Raw genomic sequence first — 21847 nt, 5'->3', positions numbered from 1 at the left:
TATTATTTTTTCTCAGACAGATAAAGTGCAAGATTGGCAATTTCATCTGGTTTAAGTTGATCTTTAAAGGCAGGCATACCTTTACGGCCCTTCGTGATCACGCTAAACAATGCATTAGTGTCCATATGTCCGCCTACTTGCTGGAGAGCTGGTCCTGCTCCGCCCTGGAGCTGATCACCATGACAAGTAATGCAGCTGGCTTTCAACGTAGCTTCAGCCGCCGCCGCGTCCAAAGTTACCTCAGGCATTGTTGGTTTTGCTTCTTCAGCTACTTCTTCTTTCCCTGGAAGCGTAAACATCAGCGCAAGGGCCAACGCACATGCGACGAAGAACAATCCGCTCATAATCCATTTTTGCATCGTCATATCGTCCCTTCTTATGTATACTGCAATTGATTCTATTATAAACGAACATACAAAGACATCATAGCAGTTGTGACAAAAAAAGCAACAAAACAACGCTTTCTTTAACTAAAATTACACAAAATTGTGCTATTTTTCATAGTCATAACGGTTTCGGATGGAATTTCCAGAATCGTCCGGAGACATATAAACCATGCAATGAAAAAGAGCTTTGCCAGTCGGAGTCATCCGTTCGTACGTGTCCGTAACATGAAAACCGACGTTGTAGTATGTGCGGATTGCACGTTCATTCCAAGTTAAGACCTCAAGGTCAATCTCATCCTCAGGACGACGCTGCCTGGCCACATCCACAATAGACTGCACAAATTGTTTACCCATTCCGAGTCCACACCAATCCGGTCGCATACCAAGACCAATCCGCGTTACGCCTTCCATTGGGAACAACTGCGCGAATCCCCACATCCGCTGTTCTTCATCGAGAATGGATACATACTGCTGCTCGCGGATGTCCGGATCGCCAAACTCGATACCAAGTCCTTTCATTTGCTCCCAGGGGAGCCAGCCATAGATATTGTAAGGAGATGGGTAGGTCCAGCTGCAAATCTCCGCCGCATGATACGAATCCATTGGAACCGCATAAAACCGCTGTGCCATGGGAAGCAATTGTCATTCTCCTTTCATGATTTATGGAATAAGAAGAAAACACCCGCCAAAAGAAGGGATGCTTCTCTTCGCGGGTATATTTGTATGATATAAATGATTTCAAATTATTCAGACGCGTGGCTTTCGTATGCTGAATCATCCATAATTCGCTTGGCGCCAATATAACGCTCCGCATAATAGCTGTCACCCAGTCGGTTGGTCACGACCCCTCTTGAAGTGGAGGCATGGGCGAATTGATCATCGCCGATATAAATGCCTACATGGGATACGCCTTGACCTGATGTATTGAAAAATACGAGGTCCCCCGGGCGAAGGTCTTCGCGGGATACGGCCGTACCCATCTCAAATTGGGAGCCCGACTGATGGGGAAGCTTCATTCCCATTGCGGAGAATATGTACATTGTAAATCCAGAGCAGTCAAAACCGCTTGTTGTCATACCACCATAGCTGTATCTTGTCCCTAGCACCTTATCGATTTCTTGATCCAGATTACTATCGGCAAAAGCGCTGCCTAAGCCTGCCGTGAACAGCATCGAAAGGCCTAACACGGTTGCACTGAACTTCTTAAGCATAAATAACTCCTTCCGCTGCCTGCGAGGTTAGCTGTAGGGTTCGGTTGAAGGTCCCCTATGATCCCTTAGTAGCAAGATCAATTCACCCGTGGTTGGATCCCCCGCTTCCATTGCTCTGGAATTTGGCATATGCATTCTATATATAAAAGCCCTTACAATAATGACAAAGTTATTACATTGAATATTCTATCAGAGGGCCTGTCCACTTGGCAATTGTTTCTTGCTGTCTTTTGAATAGAATAGATGGCTATTCGTGTCGAATTATTGTCACAAAAAATTTTCTCGTAAAGGTGCAAACTTTTTCCCTATTTCATCCGTTATAAAAGTATAAAGAAAAAGCCGCGAAGGAGATTGTGGTGAATCTCATTCGGGCTTAAGTAAACTTTTGGTTATGAAATTAATTGTAGTTCACGGCGGCGGATTTGTACTTGCTTGAGCTCATGACTCGTTTGGCTCCAATGTAACGCTTGCCAAAATAGCTCGAGTTGATTGCGGTGATGGTGACACCGCGGGAACTTGAGGAATGTGCAAATTTGCCCCCGCCTATATAGATCCCTACATGGGATACGCCTCTGCCTGAGGTGTTAAAGAATACAAGATCGCCGGCTTTCAGTTGGCTCTTCGGTACTGCAGTCCCAACTTTATACTGGGATACAGATGAACGCGGCAAAGTCAGCCCCAGTTTCTTGAATACATAACTTGTAAATCCAGAGCAATCGAATCCTTTGGCTGTGGTTCCGCCTGATTTATAGGAGACGCCAATGACGGGTTTGATTGCGCTGTTTAACTTGGAATCCGCGAAAGCGCTTCCGGTGCCTAGCGTAAGGGCGAGAGCTAGACCGAGTGAAACGGCTGTTAGCTTCTTTTTCAAGTGATAAGCTCCTTCCAATGCCTGCGAGGTTAGCTTAAGGGTTCGGCTGAAGGTTAGCCTATGACCCCTCTGTTGCGAGATCAATTCACCCAAGACGGTTCCCCCGCTTCCCGTTGAAACGGGAATTCGGCTTCTTAAGATATAAGACAGATTATAAGTATACGATGGTTTATCCATATGAAATAGTTACAGGAAAGATGACAAAGTTGTTACTAACACATTCGTTATTTTAACAGAGTATTAACTTTTTGGCAAACGAGGAAAGTATATTTGAACACAAAAAATCCCGTTCTTCCTAGAGAAGAGCGGGATTTTTTTTATTTAGTTGGCTAGCGTTATGCATCGTTTGAGCTTGGCAGTCACATATAATGTATAAATTTCAGGTGAAAATTGTTTTTTTATGTGAACACTTTTCAAATTTGACGACTGTGAGTATGCCATACATGATATTGAGCGGTAACGCTCCACAACTGGAACAGACTGCTCACAAAATAGGAGGTCTGCTGAATGATTAACCCGATCAGACCTGACCATAGGAAGGACATACCGCTGAGCAGAAGGAGAAGAGCTATCGCTGTTCCGCCGATCGTAATGGAGATGAGCATAGCCTTTCCGATGTGACGGAGACAGACCATCAGAGCGGATATCATGCTCATGCCAGCTGTTTTGCCGAACTGCATATAAAGAAAGAACAAATGAATGAGATACGCATACAACAGCCAACAGACGAAGTAAGGAGCGATCTTTAGCAACGTAGACGGATCGCGAATGGCAGCTAATAGTGAAGGTAACATTTTCGGCACCAGCCAATATGCGGGGGTAAAGGTCAGAATCGTCTCAACCACATAAAATAAAGTTACCGGTTTCCATAGCTGACGGATGCCCTTGAAGAAGAACAGACCTCGCTCGCCTTTCGCCTCTTGATGGAGATTGTAAAATATACCGGCATGAATAAGAGGAGTCAGAAGCATCCGAATGATAAGCATACAGATGAGTATCCAGGCATAGGTATGAACGTCGTTGCTTTGGGTTAGGGCCATTTCGCCCTCGTAAAAATACAACAGCTTACTAAGCTCATTCGGAGCAGGGTCCGGGAATCGCATCAGAAGCGGAACGACGGCTGATTTAACAAGGCGATACAGACAATATCCCCACAGAAGCCGATACAGAAACAGAAGAATAATAACATAGAACTGATCTTTCACACTGGTCCAGCCTTTGCCTGCGTAGCTTTTCATGTTCTCCCCCCTTACCATGACAGGCTGCCGAATAGTGTCTCTACCAGCTTGGTGATGCTCAGGTTCCAGCGCGTGACAGCTTTCGGATCCATTCCCGCCTTCATATAGTTATTGATATGTTTGTTCTCGAGCACGATCGTGTATTTCGGATCAACCATTGTCCAGATGAGTGGAGATTTATGCTTGATTTCATACTGGGTTTTTCCGTTCTTGCCGTCCCACACCTTTTCAACCGTCTTCCCGTCCTCAAATGCAAATCTGATCGGGATGTTGGAGACGGTACCTCCCTTACTCACGATGGTCACAATCGTCTTATAGGCGGGGTCTTCCCGGGTTCCGGTATTTTGGGTCTGAATGTTCTCCACAGCGACGTCGGCCATCCGGTTGCCGTATACATATTGGTCAAAATAAGGCTGCCACGATTGTTTGGTCATTTGCTCCACAACCTGTTGAAAATCTTTAGTTGTCGGATGTTTGAAGCGGTATTTTTTCGCATAAGTCATCATGATTTTGTCCATCGTCTGCGTGCCGACCAGGCGTTCAATGTCCTGCAGCACCAGTTTGCCGCGTGTGTAGACGTTCAAAGCGTATTTTTCGTGAGATCCGTATTTCCAAGATTCCTGTTTAAGTGGTTCAGGCGAGGATATGGTCGCAGCTTGTGCTGCCGTGTTTGTGGTTAATCCGTATTCCTGTTTCATTACCCGCTCCTCGGCATAGGAGGTAAATCCTTCGTCGAGCCAAGCCTCCTCGAACTCATTGCTCGCGATCATGCCGTAAAAATATTGGTGTCCGATTTCATGGATAATCGTGCGCTCCAGCTCGTACCCTGGCGAATCATCTTTGGCTCCGAAAGCGGTCACCAGCGTTGGATATTCCATACCGCCCGCGCCGTTTCCAGCATCTGGAGGTACTACAATGGATAACGTAGCGTACGGATAGGAGCCGTACCATTTACCGTAAGAGGATAAAGCTGCTTTGGCAGCATCGAAATAGCGGTCTTTCAGGTCTTTATGCACCGGATCAAGGTAAAGCTTAATGCGGACACCGGGTACGCCAGGTGCGGAAAATGCCTCCTCCGCTACAACAAAATCGGGCGAGGCTGCCCAGGCAAAGTCATGGACATCGTCTGCGTAGAATTGGTAGACCTTCTCACCGTTTGATTTTGTGGCCGGTTTGGTCGGAAAACCAGTGGCTGCAACAATATAGTTCTCCGGCACCCGGATACGGACGCTGTAAATGCCGAAGTTCGCATAAAACTCAGAGTTTCCATGATATTGATGGAGATTCCAGCCTTCCTCCGTGCGATCGCGTACTTCCGCAGGCTCATATACGCTAATTTTCGGAAACCATTGCCCAGCCATTACAAAATCATCAGCTGTACCCATACGTGCAAAGATTTTGGGCATATCAACTTCAAACTCCATATTCAGCGTAATGCTCTCTCCGCCTTTAACAGAACGCGGCAGACGCAGCTTCACCAGGCTTTTGTCCTTCGCGTTGCCATCATCAGGCTGCACATATTGGAGACGGTGGAGCAGGGATAGCCCTTCAATCGTTTTGATCCCCGTAATCGTCATGGATCCGAACCCGTCCTCAGGCATACGGTCTGATCGAAGTCTGCCACCAGATTCCTTCATAAACGTGGTTTCTTTGGATGCAAAAGCATTAGGGTAAAGATGAAAGTAAAGCTCGTTTACAGCTTTTTTACCAGGATGAGTCCAGGTTATCGTCTGTTTTCCCTTCAATTTGTTTTCGCCCGGCTCAAACCTGACATCCATGTGATATTCAACCAGTCTGCTGCTCAGTGCAGGAGCAGGTACATCGTACTGAGCTTTAGGTGGAGAGAGCGGGGCTTTCTCCACTACCGTAGGCTTGCCCAAATTTGGAGCGAGAACAGGTGCTGAAACACGGATACCCTGCAGATATAATAGCATTGACCCTCCGAGGAGACCGAGGGCGAGCAGGGATGAAAGAAAGACTTTGGTGCGTGGTGGGACCATATCGAACAACCTCCCGTTGACAAGCATCTACAGCATGTATATGTTTGCTTTTAGGTGATTATTAGTTAAAATAAAATTATTGGGACTAGTTATTAGAAGAAAGAGCAAGGCGGAGGTCTCTTCCGTCCTTACATAGGAGGTTTTGCCGTAATGGAGAATGAGGAACAAAAAGACAAGAAGCAGATTGCCCTTAACATTATAAGCAGTAAAAGCAAGCACAAAGGGTTCGGAGCAGGCTCCATTGATCTGAACAGTGTATCTCCGGTCATCATTGACGGCGGAGTAGCAAAAATTGAGATTGGTGCAATGCACGCGAAGAGCAAGGTGGAACGCGGCATTAGGTTTTCCACTAACCGGGAGGATGTACCGAACGGTCGTCAGTTGTGGATTGTATGGGTTGCCGTGGACCGTACAGCTGAGGGACAGCACTATGGCGGTATGACCGCATGTGAGATGTGGATTGATCAGGAAGCGAAGCGAGGCTGGAAAATTCTCGCTGACCACGTGAATAAGTTGGATGCGGCACTGAAGCGTAAAATTATTCTTGATGGGTTGGGTAACGTGGAGAAGCAAGCACTGAAGGATCTGCTGATCTCCAAAAACGAGGAATGGTGGAATGCCTCTTCTGACGAGTTTAAACAGGCGCTCGATACAGAATCGGAATAATAAATTGAGGAAGCCCGGTACGGATGAGATCCGTCCGGGCTTTTATTTAAGAGATAAGAAAGGATAAAACTTCGATTTTGAGATACATGAATAGTATTTCCCGATGGATCGAGAGATCTACTATTAATTAAAAGGGGAGCTTGTACGTGAACGTTTTATTCTTATCAAGCAAGGGGTGACTCCAATTAAAGGTCAGCTTCTGATTTTTAAATCCGGTGTATGTCAGACCGTCGCCGACATAGCCGGCTTCATTTGGAGGATATTCTTCAATCAGCTTCTTTGCTTCATCATCCAGCTGCAGGTTTTGATAGATCAGAATAGATTGCTTAGCTGTAGGATGAACAATAAATAGCGTTGCTTTTTTATAAGGGCGGACTAGCAGAAACTCCGGTTCGATTGCTTCCACAACGAAATCATCCTTTACACCGGTAATGGCCTCAAGATTATACGTTTTGACTACCTTCCCAGTAGGGTGGACAAGCTGCAGAGTACTACCGTTCATGATCGCTACATTTCCTTTATAGTCGTCTATATTCGGTTTCGTATTGCGGCCGCTAAAGTTAGCGTAATAGGTGCTGCCTGCGTTAACAATCATTCCGTTATAAATGAGGACACGAATGTGAGACTCGTGAATATGCGGTTCGCCGTAAGAGTTGTTTATATCCACCACGTAACTGGAGGGATTGATCTTACGGGGTTTGATATTGAGTAGATCAATATGTTCTATTGAAGCCTTGCCGGCTTTCTTCGGGACACTACCGGCTTGACCAGTTAGTAATGTACCGTCCTCACGGCTTAACCAGAAGACCATGCCACCGACAGCTCCGGAAGCATATTGTTTGCTTCCTTGAAGCGAAACCTTGGATTTCCCGTTCCACTTTACTGGGATTCCAAAGCTTTTAGCCAGGAGTGAAGTTGGAACATAAGTAACGCCGTGTTTCACAATCGGGGTAGTTCCAAGGGCAATGGATGTTCCCTTGGCATTTACCGCTTTGGACTGGCCAGATGCGATACGGACAGACTCGAAGGGACTATTAATATACACATATTTTTTATTAGGTGTCACTGTAATATGAAGATCCAAATACTCCGATAGCTCCTTAATGGGAACAAATACAACTCCGTTTTTCTTAAACGGCGCATTTGTCAATTCCACATTCCAGGATGTTTTTTGGCTTTCTTTCTGGGCCACTGCTGCAGAAGCCGCCTGTGCTGAGCCTGAAAGGACACCAGATAAAGGCGTGAGAACAAGCGTTAGAGCCAGTGCCGCAGCCCCGGTGATTTTATATGACTTTACTGATTTCATTAAATACACCTCCACAACAAGTGATATATACTAGACGTTTCTTTGATGGGAAAAGTTTCATATTCGAGGTTTGAAGTAGTGTCCATAAGATCGATCGCTGCTTCCTTAGGAATCTTCGGATGGTGCGATTTCACCAGATACAACGCTGCCCTTATGTATGACAGCTTTCCTTGGAGCTCTTCTCGCCACTGCTTCTGCCGTGCAGCTTGCTGCTACAAGCACGCAGCTTGCTTCATCACCAACCGCAGGCCATACGCGGGTTCCATTACGATCTAGTGGCAGTAAGCCATCTGTAATGAAGCCTAGTGCCTCAGCAAGCTTGCGTTCGCTTCTCCAGCCGTAACATTCTGCAAAGATGCTTGCACGCTCTAAATTATCCCCTGTACCAAACGGCGACCAGTGATCTGTAATGCTATCTTGTCCAATAACAACCTTTGCTCCTCGCTCATAGAGTAGCGGCAGGGGCATTGTCATCGTGCCTATCGGAACTGTTGTAGCAAGTGTAATCCCTAGTTCAGCGAATAGATCTGCTATTTCACTAACAAGCGAGGCAGGTACTCCAGCTAGACCAAAACCATGACTGATCGTCACCCTTCCTTGCCAACCAATTTCCCGAGTAAGGGCAGCTAAGCGTCGCATCGTAAATATCCCCAGATGACCGGCATCATGCAAGTGCATATCAATATCTGCATTCGCGTCAACCGCTAGCTGTACCATCGCATCGAGCGAAGCTTCGATATTCCCATCCACGGTAGCAGGATCGAGTCCACCGACCAGATGTGCACCTGATCTCAATGCTTCGCGTACAAGTGGAACTGAAACTGAGTGCAAAAGCCCGTGCTGAGGGAATGCGACGATTTCATATGTACATTTATTTTGATAAGACTCTAATGCTTGCAAGGTAGCTTCTAAATTGCGCAGGCCGGTAGTCGGTTCAATATTACAATGGGTACGCACATGTGTGGAACCATTGTTCAGGACTAGCTCTAGAAGCTGTTCCGCACGATCCTTCGCCGTTGGAAGCAGGGTAGAGAGCAGTGCTTTTTCCTCTTCAATCCGTGAAAAGACTCCATTTGGTGCTGGACGAACAGCTCGCCACGGACCGCCATAGTACGTTTTATCCAAGTGGATGTGCATTTCTCTAAAAGCAGGCAGCAGAAGCTGTGCATTAGCATCATAGCAGGGGAGTTCGGAGTGAAAAGGAGTCTCGGCTGTTATAATCTCAGCGAACTTGCCGGCGTTAATTCTCACATGGCATTTTTCTGTTAAAGTGGATACAATCTCTTCGCCTTCAAAAGCATAACCGCTCTCAAGAAGCAGGTTAGTAATCCAGTATTCCGTAATGAGCTGTTCGTTCAATTAGTCGCACTCCTTTTGTGATTTCATAGACTTATGTTAGCATAGCACCATATATATGAAAATTAGGAAGAGTGTATAAATATTTTGGAATCATTTTGAAGGGAGATTCGTTCATGAAAGTTATTACATTAGTCGTTAGTTTGCTGGTCGTCTCTATGCTCTCATTAGATACACAGGTAGCGGAAAAAGGGTACGGCAAAGAGGTTGGTACTACCGTTATGTCTTACAACATTCATCATGGGGTCGGTATAGATGGAGAGCTAAGCCTGAACAGAATTGCAGATGTCATTCGTGATTCCGGTGCAGAAATTGTAGGCCTTCAGGAAGTGGACCGGTTTTACGGAGCTCGGAGTGACTTTAAAGACCAAGCGAAGGAATTAGCGAGCCTACTTGGTTATCACTATGCCTACGGTGCTAATCTTGATTTGGAGTCTGGGGAAGGACAGACGAATAATAGGCAGTACGGCACAGCCATCCTCAGTAAATATCCTATCCTTCATTCGGAGAATATTCTGCTCAGCAGCTTTGGAAAAGAGCAGCGCGGCGTTCTGCATGCTGTCGTGAACGTACGGGGTATTCATGTGGATGTGTACAACACCCATCTTGGGCTGGACGTCCCGAGTCGTATGGCTCAGATACAGGAAATAATAGATTTAGCTTCTGCCTCAAACGGTCCGGCTTTATTGACGGGGGATTTTAATGCGGAGCCTGACAGCGAAGAGATTCAGCTGCTGTTAGATAACGGCTTATTCGTAAACAGCTTCCAGGGGATTGATGATGCATACACGTTCCCAGTATTTAATCCGTCTGAAATTATCGATTACATTCTGACGTCTCCTGCTGTTCAGCATGCCAACCAGCGTGTAATACATGCGGAGGCTTCCGATCATCTGCCGATCACAACGGATGTAATATTCAAGCGGTAAAATCACATGCGAATCGATTCCGCAGTTACAGCAAAAGAAATCCCCTGTCTCTTGAAGCCGAGAAACAGGGGATTTTTGCGTGCATGGAACTTGTTAGGATGAAGATGGCGTGTTGTCTTTGCCCATCAAGATCGTCAGTCCGAGAATCGTCACAAGAATCGTTGCACCCATATCGGAAATAATGGCGATCCATAAGGTCAGAAGGCCGGGAATCGTCAGCAGGAGGGCAATGGCCTTCAGCGATAACGAAATAGCAATATTCCAGCGGATAATGCTGTTTACCTTTCTTGCCGTCCGGATTGCGCTCGGAAGCTTGCCAAGGTGATCCTGCATCAACACCACATCGGCAGTCTCGATGGCACTGTCTGTTCCTTTTCCCATGGCGATCCCTAAATCCGCTGCCGCAAGCGCAGGTGCATCGTTGATACCGTCTCCGACCATACCGGTCTTTTGTTTGCGTGTCAGCTCTTTGATCTTGGCAACTTTCTCCTCAGGGAGCAAACTTGCGAAAAAGCTTGTGACACCCGACTGCTTGGCAATGGACTGAGCGGATTGCTCGTGGTCTCCTGTAAGCATGACGGTGTTCGTGATGCCAGCTTCATGCAGCTGAGAAATAACTTCCGGTGTTTCCGCACGGATCTCGTCAGCCAAACCGAATAGACCAAGTACAGAATGTTCGTCTGTTGCCACGATAATCGTATATCCCTGCTCTTTTAGCTTTCGGATATCTTCACGTACAGCGGCCATGACGCTCTCCTGCCCGCCTTGCACATAACGTAGCACTTCCTCGCTGCCAACCCAATACAGATTTCCGCCGACCTCAGCACGGACGCCTTCTCCTGGCAACACTGTGGACTGCAGTGGCTCCGCAAATGTCTCTTTCGGCTGCTTCGCAGCCAAGTGTTTCATGACTGCTTTTGCCAACGGATGCAAGGAAGATTGTTCTATAGAGCCTGTGATAGCGTAAAATTTCTCTTCATCATATACCGTTTCCGCGTACACAGCAGGTTCGCCGCGTGTTAGCGTACCGGTCTTATCAAAAGCGATGGCTTCGAGCCTTCCGAGTTGCTCCATATGAACGCCGCCTTTGACCAAAATCCCGTTGCGGGCGGACCGGGTCATACCGCTAACCAGTGCAATCGGGGATGAGAGCACCAGAGAACAGGGACAACCGACAATGAGGATGGAGAGACCTTGGTACACCCATGTCATCCAAGGTTGGCCAAGTAGCAGCGGCGGGATCACGGCAACAGCCATAGCAATGATCATGATTGCCGGTGTGTAATATTTAGCGAACTTATCGATGAACAGCTCAGTCGGAGTCTTGCTGTCCTGTGCTTCTTGGACCAGATGCATAATCTTGGCGAGGGAAGAGTCCTCGTAGGCTTTGGTGACCTCTATGTTCAGCAGGCCGTCCGTACTGATACTGCCGCCGAACACGGTGTCGCCTTCCCGCTTGGTAACTGGCACCGACTCACCGGTAATGGCGGCCTCATTGACTGCTCCAGTGCCTTGTGAAATGACTCCATCGGAAGGGATTTTCTCTCCTGGGCGGACACGTACAATGTCGCCTGGGGAAAGACTCGCAATAGGCACACGCACGGTCTGACCGTCCTTGAGCAGTTCCGCCTCTTTTGGGGCAGCGGCAAGCAGAGCTTCCATCGATTGGCGGGCACGGTTCATACCGTAACCTTCGAGCATCTCGTTAAGACCAAACAAGATGGCTACGAGTGTCGCTTCTCGCCATTCCCCAATGATCACGGCACCGATCAGTGCCACAGTCATAAGCGTATCCATATTAAATTTAAACTTCGTCAAGTTCCGGAGTCCTCGCAGGAACGTGGTATAACCGCTTAGAATCATAGCCGCAGCATACAAGGTAATAATGACGGGAGCGGGTACATTGTTTTCCAAAACAAACGTAAGAAGATAAAAGACAGCCGAAATCGAAAGCACCCATTTCATAGTTCGGCCTGAGCTGTGGCTATGGTCGTGACTATGTCCATGTGGGTGGTCAGAGCTTGAAGCTGCGGCGGCACTATGATCTGACATGTAAATAATACGGGCCCCGTCGCTTTTTAAAATGCCTTCCACACGGCGGAGGTCTACATTCGGTGAAAGAGTCAGCTTTCCACTGTTATAGCTCAGTTTTGCATTCTGACCATGTTCAAGCTTCTGAATTTCTTCCTGCATTTCACGTGTGCAGTTTGGACAGGAAAGACCCTGGACGCGGTATTCCTTCTGGTTCTCATCTTTTCCTTTGCCGCTCTGTGCGGATTCGTTATAAGTGCTCATGCTTACACCTTCTCCTTCTGATGCTCCAGTGTCATATGAAGCAGGGTGCGGATATGGTCGTCCTTTAAGGAATAAAACACATTTTTACCTTCTTTGCGTGATTTGGCGATATGCTTATTCTTCAATGTTCGAAGATGGTGGGAGGCCGTTGCGGTAGAGCTCCCAAGCACCTCTGCTACATCGCATACACACAGCTCGCCACCCCGGTCCAGCATATATGCGACCTTAACCCGAGTAGGGTCAGCGAGAGCCTTGAAAATCTCGGTCATGCCGATGATGTCATCTTCCGATATAGCCTGCTTCAGCTGCGATACCGTCTCGGCAGTGGGACAAAATGTTTCGCATATATCTTGTGTCTCGTCAAAGGATATCAGATCCGTTTTGGCAGTCACCCTCATTACCTCCCATTGTAGTTCCATCAAACCTCGTTATTCGGATTTACAAACCATTATATTCAAACAATAGTTTGATTGTTATCTTGAATATAACCCAAAATCAACCGTTATTCAAACGTTGGTTTGATTGTTGTTACTAAGTGTGGTCTGTCTACTTTGAAGTACGTCGATAGTCGTTTTTCTTATCGATCACAGACACATACGGGTTCTCTTGGATATAAAAACGCCAAGGCTTAGCTGCATACTCTTCCGCATAAGGAATGTTAATACGTGGTCCCTGAACAATTGAAAGACCAGAGGTACCTGCGCCTAGTTCAAGATATAACGGTCCATCCATACGGTTCAGTTGGCAGCCGTTCAGACTTTTGTCAATACGGAGAGCACGGCACAGCTTACCAGGCCCGTTGCTCAGATTGGCAGCTTTGCCAGCAGGAAGCTTACCGCGGTATAGCTGCATTAGCTCCGCGTCGCGGGCTGTCAAAGGCTCTACGGCCCGAATCAGGACCGCGTGCGGATCATCTTCGTCACCGGTGACCACATTGACGCAGTGATACATTCCGTAGATCAGATACACATAACATGCACCGCCTGCCTGAAACATCATCTCCGTCCGGGCTGTTCGTCTGGCGCCAAATGCGTGTGACCCTTTGTCTTCTTTGCCTCCGTAACTTTCTGTTTCCACGATTTTGCACCGGATATCGCCGTCCTCGGTACAGCGTACCAGTGTTTGTCCAAGAAGCTTGGGCGCGGCTTCAAGTGCGGTGGCGGTATAAATAGAAGGCGGCAGAGGTCGGCCATAGAGCTGTGAGGTATCTTTTTTATTTGAATTCATCAGGAAGTACCTTTCTTTGTTAAGTACGAATCTCATATAGAATCTTTATATATAGTATAAACAAATTCGAGCATACCTCTTCGAGTGGCATGTAAGCCGTAAACAAGAAAATGCTTCCATTCATATACCGTCACACTTATACTAGTACCTAAAATAGTGCCAGAATCACATACTCTGGATGTTATACGATGTATACTTAGGGCAAACATACCATGCTCACATATAATAAGTACTTCGTATTCCCGGTACATAAGCAGTATACAGGATGAACCAGTTCTTCGTCCCTGCTATCGAATCCAAAAGTATGTGCAACCAAACAAGGAGGTAAGATGATGGTTTGTAAGATCTGCGGGCATGAGAATGTGGACGCCAAGTTTTGTGAGAAATGCGGGTCCAAGCTTGAATATGAAGTAGAGGGAAGGGTTACAGTTCAGCCGGATGAACACCAAGAGATACATAGTTCAGCGAACACGACAACAACATTTCCTAAGGAAGTAGAGACGGTTACATTTAAAGCACCAGCGGGTAACCCGCATACTGCCTTCACGGCTCCGCCGCCGACTGAGCATTCTTCGTCTCGACAAGCGGAAAGCGAATCTTCACAGCTTAAACCGTATCTGGAAAGTGCCAAGCAGAACTCAAAAATTTATTTCAATTATTTTATTACCGGTTTGAAAAGCCCGCTCCGCGTCGCTCAAAAAACAGGTAGTGAGCAGTTATTGAACGGGATCATATCTATGGTCATTTTCGCCATATTACTCCCGTTAATGCTGTACTTATCACTCGGATCAGCTCGTGGGTTTATGAGAAGTCCGTTCGTGGACATTGTGCTGAAACCCGTGTTTTGGCTGGCCTTGTTTATATTTTTGATTGCCGTATACACATTCGGAGCCGTAAAGCTTTCAACGAATCCGAGGGTAGGTCTGAAGGAAGTTATTGCCCGTTTCGGTACGCTGCTTATTCCGTTTATCGTCATTTTTTTAGTAGCGTTTCTCTTTCTGTTAATGGGAAGTGGGATCGGCAATTTGTTTATAACTATCGCGTTGTTAGGCACGATCTTTACAATTCCTGCACTTATTACGCTAAGCTACAAGCGGGAGTCGCCCGGTGGAATTGACACATTGTATTCCATTCTGCTGATTTATGCCGCTGTATTCCTTACGATATTTATTTTGGGTGACTCGCTAGGATCCATGTTGGGGTCATCTAATTTCTTCGGTTTTTAAAATAGTGAGAGGAATTTATACGACATGAGATTTTGTACAGAATGTGGTACATCATTATCTGAGCAGGCTCAGTTCTGCAAAGAATGCGGTGCCTCGGTGAGACCGGCGGACGGAGAAAAGAAGTCTCAAGAGGCTCTACCAGAGGATGAGATAGATCCCCAACGGCAAGGCTGCTCTTCTTTGGCTGGAGCTCAGAGTGAGAGCGCGGTCGCTGTTTCCATCGGAACGACTGCTGGTCTATCCCGTGAAGCTGAAGTTGTAGCCGCATCTGTACGGATGAGCCGGAAGCAGAAAATATTTATTTTGTCGGGCGTACTCTTGTTGGCTGCTCTTTTTGGAGGTTATAAAGTCGGAGAGTACTTCACATCCGAGGAGCGGCTGATCGGACGGTTCGAGAAAGCACTGGAGTCCAAAGATCATAAAGCTGTTGCCCAGCTGCTAACCTCTAAGAACAAGGATCTGGTTATCGACGAGAAGTCGATCTCAGGTTTCATGAATTATCTGGGCCAGCATCCGGGTGAGCAAGAAGAGATCATCAATACGCTGAAAGAGCAGACAGCTGCAGCAGAAGCAAAATCCGCAGAGGAAGCTCAATTAATAGATGTATTTGGCAATCTCGGCTTGAACAGTATCGTTAACCTGGAGAAGAGCGGTAAAGTGCTTTTTTATGATAACTATACACTCACCATCGATGGCGTATACATCAGCGTAGAGACGAATTACGCAGGTACGGTGTTCACTGTGAACGGGCAGCAGGCGGCCGTAGCCAATACTCCAGATTATAAGACCAAGCTAGGCCCTTATGTACCTGGGTTATACCAGCTGGAGGCCAGATTCAATAATGAGTTTATCGATCTGCAGGAGGCTAAAGAGGTACAGCTGCTTTATCCGAAAGAGTCTTATAGTGCATATTTTGGACTGGACGGTGAGGTTGTCAGATGGGATACCCGCTTTTCAGAACAGGCCGATTTGAAGGGGCGTTTGTATGTCAATGGAAAAAAGGTAGAGGTGAACCCTTTTGACAACCCTGAATTTGGGCCAGTCACTATGGATGGCTCCATGACCTTGGCTGTGGAGGCCGATTTTCCATGGGGGACGATGAAAAGTGCTGAGGTACCGATAAAGGATGATTATATCGATCTTGATTTTACAATGCAGGAGAGCTTCCAAAAGACGATCAAGGATACGATTATCAAGCATGCGAAGGAGAATCTGGACGCTTTTGCATCCGGGGATGCAGGCAAGCTCACGGTTTCAACAGATAATTATAAAGCCGTGTTTCAAAACGTCATTGATCAGTTTAAAGACAGCGGTTATGCTTACAAGGCCAATTATGTAGGTACGGTATTTGATATCGGTTCCTTTGATCTCGACCTTCGGGGCGGTAAATGGTATTTGACACTCATCACGAAGCCTTTGATTGAAGCAGCCACCTATGTCGAAGGTGCGTCACCATTCCTTGAAATGCAGGAGGCTTATAGCGAAACAGGCCTGCTGTATGACGAGAATCAGGGTAACTGGAGAGTGGATTTCATTGCTAACACTTGGGGATTCAAGACAGAGGATCTTCAGGAATATAAAGAAGATAAGTCAGTGACTTATGAATCGACTTGGAATGAAACTGCAAAAGAGGATTCACCTGCCGAAAGTGTTATTAAGGTTACAGACGGCAAGCTCTAGGTTTACAAGCTGCTGAGCACGGACGAGCAGTAATGAAGTGAAGATAAGCCTTGCATGGATCCGAAATCCGATGCAGGGCTTATTTTTATTCGTACTATAAACTCAAGGCACAGCAGGGAGAGCGTGTTACTCCACCCACCAACGCTTGAAGTCAGACCACCATGACCGTTCCTCCTGCTTCACGGTGTCCTCAGGTTTTGTGGTATCCTCAGGCTTTACAGATTTTTGCTTACTGCCATGCGCGTCACAGTATTCCACAGGTTCAGTCCCCTTAATGAATACTTCAAGCGATTTCTCTGGACATTCCGTATCGGCCAGTTTGCCAGTCTTGGGATCAATATAGGCGCTGACGACATTTTCTGGGATGGGAAAAATTTTTGGAGGTACACTTTCAAGCGCCTTTTCCGTAAACTGCGCAAAGATCGGTGCTGCCCGTCGTGAGTCAGTCGAATTAATCTGCCTTCCTTTGTCATATCCAACCCAGACAGCAGTCGACAATTCCGGGGTATAACCCACGAGCCAGGCATCGGTATCTGTTGTCCCGGTCTTACCAGCAACAGGACGCTTCATTAGTGAGGAGACTCGTCTGCCGGTGCCTCCCGTCTCAAAGACACCTTCCATCATACGGGTCAAAACGTAAGCTGCCGCAGGTTCTACCACCTGTTCACCCTTCTCCTCCGGTGCGGTATAGAGATTTCGTCCAGTCACATCCGTAATCCGGAGCACCGCTATAGGTGGAATACGCTGTCCATTGCTGGCAAGAACCGCAAAAGCGGATGCCATCTCCAACGGACTGATTGGTGATGTTCCCAGTGCGAGAGATGGTACCGCCTCGAGGGGACTTGAGATGCCCATTTTCTTGGCCATTTCCTTCACTTCTTCAGGGCCGATCTGTAAGATCGTATTTACTGCATAAATATTGTCGGAAGCAGCGATTGCCTGGCGCATGTTAATTTCACCGAGATATTTGTCCCCGAAATTACTAGGCTGGTACGTTTTTCGGTTGTTATCGTAATGGAACAGGGTCGGTTGGCTATTGAACATCGAAATTCCCGTCATTTGGCGGGAGGCGATTGCCGTCAAATACATGATCGGTTTGAATGTAGAGCCCGGCTGGCGTGTTTTGGCAAGGGCGTGATTGTATTGATTTTCGCGATAGTTCTTCCCCCCAACCATGGCTTTGATATGACCGTTGCGAGGATCTATCGATACGAGTGCTGTCTCCAGTCCGCTTTTGCTGTCCATCTCTTTTTCTACGGCTTCTTCTGCTGCCTTTTGGGCTTGAGGATCAAGGGTGGTGTAGATGTTCAATCCGCCTTGCTCAAGCTGCTCCTCCGTGATGTTAAGCTGCTTGGTGACAAGGCCGCGTACATAATCCCGGAAAAAAGAAGCGATCACCTTGTTCTGCTGACGGTCCTGCGGCTGAAGCGCTACATTTACGGAAGCGGCCTTATCGGCTTCGGCACGTGTAATAAACCCGGTTTCCACCATGGCGTTCAGTACGATTTTTTGCCGATTAACCGCATTATCCATATGGTTGTAAGGTGAGTAGTAGGTAGGACCCTTCGGAATTCCAGCAAGCATGGCACTTTCAGCGAGACTCAGATCTTTTGCCGGTTTGTCAAAATACATCAGCGCTGCCGATTCTATGCCGTATGCCCCGTGTCCGTAATAAATTTCGTTCAAGTACATTTCCAGAATTTCATCTTTATCGTATTTCATTTCAAGCTGGGCCGTGAACTTGGCTTCTTTGAGCTTCCGGACCAGTGTCTTCTCATGGGATAAATATAGATTTCGGGCAAGCTGTTGGGTTAGCGTGCTTGCACCCTGTTTGCTATCCATATGCTCGAGATTGACGAGCACGGCCCGGGCCATGCCTTTGAGGTCGAATCCCGGATGGTCATAGAATTTGCGATCTTCCACCGCTAGTGTAGCTTTGATGAGCATCGGTGAGATGTCTTTTAATACGACTCGTTCAGGAGGGTGACCGGAAGAGGAGAACGTGGCGATCACATCGCCGCGGCTGTCCAGCAGCCGGGAATAGCGCTGAGTTTCGGCAACAGGCAGCGGCGTGATGTACAAATAGGCCAGCATAACACCGCCAGCGATGAGTGAAAGCACAAGGAGTCCGAATAGAACAATGGTGAGCCGGAATAGCGGTCTTTTGCGTTTATTCGGTTTATGATTGTGTCCCGCCATATGAATACCCCTCTCATCCTTTTGCTATACATTATGGGGTCCGATGAGTAAGGATATTCATAGATCGGGTATGGTTTTTTGCGATTCGAACGGGATGCTGGATAATTTGGTTGCATTTTGGGCCTGTTTTAATATAATCTTATTTGTTTGGTAAAATAGAAAAAGTGTGAAACTGATACTAGAGGCATCTCGCCCGAATAAAGTTTTACGGCTTGGATCTGGAAGGCTGAACATTTATTCTAGCGGAAAGAAGGTAGAGACGATGGAATTATGGTATACGGAGAAACAAACGCCGACTTTCGGCATTACTGCGAAAATACGGGAAACGTTTGTACATGAGAAGACGGAGTTTCAACAGCTGGATATGATCGATACCGAAGAATTTGGACGCATGCTTGTCCTGGATGGAATGGTCATGACTACGATTAAGGACGAATTCGTCTATCATGAGATGGTCGCTCACCCCGCACTGAACACGCATCCAAATCCGAAAAAAGTGCTCGTTGTGGGCGGCGGAGACGGCGGCGTTATTCGCGAAGTGATTAAGCATCCAGGAGTGGAAAAAGCCGTACTCGTCGAAATCGACGGGAAAGTTATTGAATACTCGAAGCAGTACCTGCCAGAGATTGCCGGTAAGCTTGACGATCCGAAGGTAGAAGTACTGGTTAACGATGGATATATGCACATTTTGGAACATAAGAACGAATATGACGTCATCATGGTCGATTCTACAGAACCTGTAGGCCCCGCTGCACCTTTGTTTGAGCGCGGTTTCTACCAAGGCATTTATGAGGCGCTTAAGGAAGACGGTATTTTCGTTGCGCAGACCGACAACCCTTGGTTCAAAGCGGACCTAATTCAGCAGGTAAACAAAGACGTGAAGGAAATCTTCCCGATCGTGCGTGTGTATGGTGCCAACATTCCGACCTACCCAAGTGGTCTGTGGACTTTCACCATGGGCAGCAAAAAGTATGATCCGCTTGAAGTCGATGAGTCAGCTATTGATGAGATGGATACGAAGTATTACTCACCACGCCTGCACAAAGCAGCTTTCGTGCTGCCTAAATTCGTAGAAGACTTGGTGAAGTAAGGGGGAGCGTACTCAAATGAAACTGGATCAAGCCTATTCTGGCAACGTATTTATTTGCAGCTCCGACGATTATGAGAATTCCAAAGCGGTAATCTACGGGATGCCGATGGACTTTACCGTTAGCTTCCGTCCGGGCTCGCGTTTTGGCCCGTCCCGGATTCGTCAGGCATCCGTAGGATTGGAAGAGTATAGCCCTTACCTGGATAAAAGCATTGAAGATATAACCTACTTCGACGCTGGTGATCTGATGCTTCCCTTCGGCAACGCAGGGCGCAGCCTGGAGGTTATTGGAGAATATGTGGGCAAGCTTTTGGATGAAGGCAAGTTTCCGATTGGCCTTGGTGGCGAGCATTTAGTCACTTGGCCGATTATCCAAAAGATGCACGAGAAATATCCAGACCTGCTGCTGATTCATATTGATGCGCATGCTGACTTGCGTGAACATTATGAGGGAGAGCCTTTATCCCACTCCACGCCAGTCCGCAAAGCGGCTGAGATCATGGGCGGGAAGAACATTTATCAGTTCGGTATCCGTTCCGGTTCCCGTGAGGAGTTCCAGTTCGGACATAAGCACATCAATTTCCACCCGTTTGAGGTAGCTGCTCCACTGAAAGAAGCTCTTCCAAAAATGGGGAATCGTCCCGTATACGTGACGATTGACATTGATGTTCTGGACCCTTCTGCAGCACCTGGTACGGGTACCGCTGAAGCAGGCGGCATTACATCGAAGGAACTGCTAGAAGCTGTACATCTGATCGCGAACTCCGATGTGAACGTTGTCGGTTGTGATCTGGTGGAAGTGGCACCGATCTATGATCCGACCGAACAGACCCAGATTGTCGCAGCGAAGCTGATCCGCGAGATGTTGTTGGGGTTTGTAAAGTAGGAGGGGCACCCACCTAAATCCTCCCTACCAGGGAGGACCCCAGAGGGCTCTGCCCTCTGGACACCCGGAATTTTGGCAGTAGGAGTTGGGGGAGAGGATATGAGCTGGGGTGGCGCGTGTGCTCGGCCCTTCCTCGGCTTCCCTTCGGGATCGCCATCGGAGGCCTTTCATGCGGGGCTGCCTTGGCTCGCTTTCGCTGCCTCGGCTGAATATAGAACCTTTCACGATCCGATCCCCTATTATTGCGGGATCGGATCGTGAATTGAAAAAACAAGCATCCCTATTCCTGAGCCTAGCGGCTATCGGGGGATGCTTGTTTTTCATTTTAAAGCTAAAAACATTAAGGAGAGCTTAGAGCTATCAAAACTTTCAGCCCAGCAGGTCATGCTTTTTATCCTCGGCATGAACCGGAGGGAAGAAAGCTTTGTCCTCCTCGTTATCGCGTACGACTTTTTGCAGAACGATGGAGGCGGAGATAGCCCATAACGTACAGCCGGCGTAGTACCCTTTTTCCACCAAAGGCCAATCGGCATTCCAGAGCGCTACCAGAATAAAGCCGAGTGCGAGCAGGAATGAACCCCAGGCCAAGGCAGTAAAAGCGAAGGTGTTTCGTTTTCGCGGTCCTGCCTCACCATACAACTCTTTGTCTTCCTCGTTATCGCGTACGACCTTTTGCAGGACGATGGCAGCGGAAATGACCCACAGCGTACAGGCTGCGTAATATCCCTTCTCAACGAGCTCCCAACTCGCATTAAACAGAGCGACCATTACAAAGCTCAAAGCGAGGACAAAAGATAACCAAGCCAATGCGGTAAAAGCAAAGGTGTTTCTTTTTCGCCTGTGCAAAAAAATCCCCCTCCACAGATCATTTGAATTAAAATACACGAGCTGATGAATGCGTTTAACAATGTATTAGTGATATTAATTCCACCGTTCCGGGCGGCTGTTTTAAACTTGGATATAGTATAAGGAGTTGGAATGATATTGTAAATATATGTTTTTTGCCCTGATTAATGGAGGTCAAGCCAGAGTGGGGAGAGATGCTCAATTTGAGCATGTGGGCTTGATTTCTGCTTCATGCCTAGCGATGACGCGGTTCATGAATTGCCGCCGAATTGATCGTGAACTTCCTGAAGCGCTACTATGCTGTTCTTCCGGAAAAACCGCAGGCCTCGAATGATTTAGATATGGTGGCCAAGCTGGAGCAGTAAGAAACAGTAACACTGCTTCCATTATAAAATTTTGAGGCTTGATCCTTGGGATTAAGCTTCTTTTATTGGA

Annotated in this window: 20 protein-coding genes, 1 pseudogene and 2 riboswitches; of the genes and pseudogenes, 8 read left to right on the top strand and 13 right to left on the bottom strand. The window is 47.3% G+C overall.

Annotated elements, in window-relative coordinates; all coding sequences use genetic code 11:
* Positions 1–2: 2 nt before the first annotated feature.
* The 6 genes from B9N86_RS28870 to B9N86_RS28845 all read right to left on the bottom strand — a co-directional run bounded on the left by B9N86_RS28870 (position 3) and on the right by B9N86_RS28845 (position 5706).
* Complete coding sequence (locus tag B9N86_RS28870) at positions 3–359, bottom strand: c-type cytochrome (RefSeq protein ID WP_208920932.1); 357 nt, start codon at positions 357–359, stop codon at positions 3–5.
* Positions 360–491: 132 nt separating this feature from the next.
* A complete protein-coding gene (locus B9N86_RS28865; RefSeq protein ID WP_208916665.1) occupies positions 492–1016 on the bottom strand; it encodes a GNAT family N-acetyltransferase in 525 nt (174 codons plus the stop codon).
* Between the two features lie 113 nt (positions 1017–1129).
* On the bottom strand, positions 1130–1597 hold the full coding sequence (locus tag B9N86_RS28860; protein WP_208916663.1) for a C40 family peptidase: 468 nt from the start codon (positions 1595–1597) through the stop codon (positions 1130–1132).
* Between the two features lies 1 nt (position 1598).
* A riboswitch (cyclic di-AMP (ydaO/yuaA leader) is annotated at positions 1599–1735 on the bottom strand.
* Positions 1736–1994: 259 nt separating this feature from the next.
* Positions 1995–2468, bottom strand: a complete 474-nt coding sequence (locus B9N86_RS28855; RefSeq protein WP_208916661.1) for a C40 family peptidase — start codon at positions 2466–2468, stop codon at positions 1995–1997.
* 3 nt (positions 2469–2471) lie between these two features.
* A riboswitch (cyclic di-AMP (ydaO/yuaA leader) is annotated at positions 2472–2610 on the bottom strand.
* A gap of 271 nt (positions 2611–2881) precedes the next feature.
* Positions 2882–3706, bottom strand: a complete 825-nt coding sequence (locus B9N86_RS28850) for a hypothetical protein (RefSeq protein ID WP_208916659.1) — start codon at positions 3704–3706, stop codon at positions 2882–2884.
* A gap of 11 nt (positions 3707–3717) precedes the next feature.
* The gene (locus tag B9N86_RS28845; RefSeq protein ID WP_208916657.1) at positions 3718–5706 is read right to left on the bottom strand and encodes a M1 family metallopeptidase; all 1989 of its coding nucleotides are present in this window, start codon (positions 5704–5706) and stop codon (positions 3718–3720) included.
* A gap of 150 nt (positions 5707–5856) precedes the next feature.
* Between B9N86_RS28845 and B9N86_RS28840 the strand changes: the two genes are divergently transcribed.
* Positions 5857–6372, top strand: coding sequence for a YwhD family protein (locus tag B9N86_RS28840; protein WP_208916655.1), 516 nt, complete (start codon positions 5857–5859; stop codon positions 6370–6372).
* Between the two features lie 127 nt (positions 6373–6499).
* Here the strand turns inward: B9N86_RS28840 and B9N86_RS28835 are convergent, their stop codons facing one another.
* Together B9N86_RS28835 and B9N86_RS28830 are read right to left on the bottom strand one after the other, a co-directional pair.
* The gene (locus B9N86_RS28835) at positions 6500–7678 is read right to left on the bottom strand and encodes a copper amine oxidase N-terminal domain-containing protein (protein ID WP_208916653.1); all 1179 of its coding nucleotides are present in this window, start codon (positions 7676–7678) and stop codon (positions 6500–6502) included.
* Between the two features lie 105 nt (positions 7679–7783).
* Entirely contained in the window at positions 7784–9037 is a 1254-nt protein-coding gene (locus tag B9N86_RS28830; protein ID WP_244562886.1) for an amidohydrolase family protein, read from the bottom strand.
* A gap of 113 nt (positions 9038–9150) precedes the next feature.
* Between B9N86_RS28830 and B9N86_RS28825 the strand changes: the two genes are divergently transcribed.
* Positions 9151–9963: an endonuclease/exonuclease/phosphatase family protein gene (locus tag B9N86_RS28825; RefSeq protein ID WP_208916651.1), complete on the top strand. Its 813-nt coding sequence runs from the start codon at positions 9151–9153 to the stop codon at positions 9961–9963.
* Positions 9964–10056: 93 nt separating this feature from the next.
* Here B9N86_RS28825 and B9N86_RS28820 read toward each other — a convergent pair whose 3' ends face one another.
* From B9N86_RS28820 to B9N86_RS28810, 3 genes are all read right to left on the bottom strand, one after another.
* Positions 10057–12258 (bottom strand): heavy metal translocating P-type ATPase, encoded by a 2202-nt coding sequence (locus tag B9N86_RS28820; protein WP_208916649.1) that lies wholly within the window; start codon positions 12256–12258, stop codon positions 10057–10059.
* A 2-nt stretch (positions 12259–12260) separates the two neighbouring features.
* Positions 12261–12656 carry an ArsR/SmtB family transcription factor gene (locus tag B9N86_RS28815; RefSeq protein ID WP_208920928.1) on the bottom strand — a complete coding sequence of 132 codons (396 nt, stop codon included), beginning with the start codon at positions 12654–12656 and terminating at the stop codon, positions 12261–12263.
* Positions 12657–12804: 148 nt separating this feature from the next.
* A complete protein-coding gene (locus tag B9N86_RS28810) occupies positions 12805–13521 on the bottom strand; it encodes a DNA-3-methyladenine glycosylase (RefSeq protein WP_244562885.1) in 717 nt (238 codons plus the stop codon).
* Positions 13522–13814: 293 nt separating this feature from the next.
* Between B9N86_RS28810 and B9N86_RS28805 the strand changes: the two genes are divergently transcribed.
* Together B9N86_RS28805 and B9N86_RS28800 are read left to right on the top strand one after the other, a co-directional pair.
* Complete coding sequence (locus B9N86_RS28805; protein WP_208916645.1) at positions 13815–14711, top strand: zinc ribbon domain-containing protein; 897 nt, start codon at positions 13815–13817, stop codon at positions 14709–14711.
* Positions 14712–14735: 24 nt separating this feature from the next.
* Positions 14736–16391, top strand: coding sequence for a zinc ribbon domain-containing protein (locus B9N86_RS28800; RefSeq protein WP_208916643.1), 1656 nt, complete (start codon positions 14736–14738; stop codon positions 16389–16391).
* Positions 16392–16517: 126 nt separating this feature from the next.
* Here B9N86_RS28800 and B9N86_RS28795 read toward each other — a convergent pair whose 3' ends face one another.
* Positions 16518–18590 carry a transglycosylase domain-containing protein gene (locus B9N86_RS28795; RefSeq protein WP_208916641.1) on the bottom strand — a complete coding sequence of 691 codons (2073 nt, stop codon included), beginning with the start codon at positions 18588–18590 and terminating at the stop codon, positions 16518–16520.
* A gap of 262 nt (positions 18591–18852) precedes the next feature.
* Here B9N86_RS28795 and speE point away from each other — a divergent pair, with 262 nt between their 5' ends.
* The 3 genes from speE to B9N86_RS28780 all read left to right on the top strand — a co-directional run bounded on the left by speE (position 18853) and on the right by B9N86_RS28780 (position 20827).
* Positions 18853–19680, top strand: coding sequence for a polyamine aminopropyltransferase (speE, locus tag B9N86_RS28790; RefSeq protein ID WP_208916639.1), 828 nt, complete (start codon positions 18853–18855; stop codon positions 19678–19680).
* A gap of 16 nt (positions 19681–19696) precedes the next feature.
* Positions 19697–20566 (top strand): agmatinase, encoded by an 870-nt coding sequence (gene speB / locus B9N86_RS28785; protein WP_208916637.1) that lies wholly within the window; start codon positions 19697–19699, stop codon positions 20564–20566.
* 72 nt (positions 20567–20638) lie between these two features.
* Entirely contained in the window at positions 20639–20827 is a 189-nt protein-coding gene (locus B9N86_RS28780; RefSeq protein WP_208916635.1) for a hypothetical protein, read from the top strand.
* Between the two features lie 108 nt (positions 20828–20935).
* Here the strand turns inward: B9N86_RS28780 and B9N86_RS28775 are convergent, their stop codons facing one another.
* Positions 20936–21412, bottom strand: coding sequence for a YiaA/YiaB family inner membrane protein (locus B9N86_RS28775; RefSeq protein WP_208916633.1), 477 nt, complete (start codon positions 21410–21412; stop codon positions 20936–20938).
* Between the two features lie 213 nt (positions 21413–21625).
* On the opposite strand from B9N86_RS28775, the pseudogene B9N86_RS30875 reads away from it, so the two are divergent.
* Positions 21626–21777 (top strand): annotated as a pseudogene (locus B9N86_RS30875) (GNAT family N-acetyltransferase); the annotation flags it as partial.
* Positions 21778–21847 lie beyond the last annotated feature (70 nt).

The sequence above is a fragment of the Paenibacillus uliginis N3/975 genome (genome assembly GCF_900177425.1).
GTDB classification, from domain to species: domain Bacteria; phylum Bacillota; class Bacilli; order Paenibacillales; family Paenibacillaceae; genus Paenibacillus_AQ; species Paenibacillus_AQ uliginis.
This window is presented reverse-complemented; position numbering and strand designations above follow the sequence as displayed.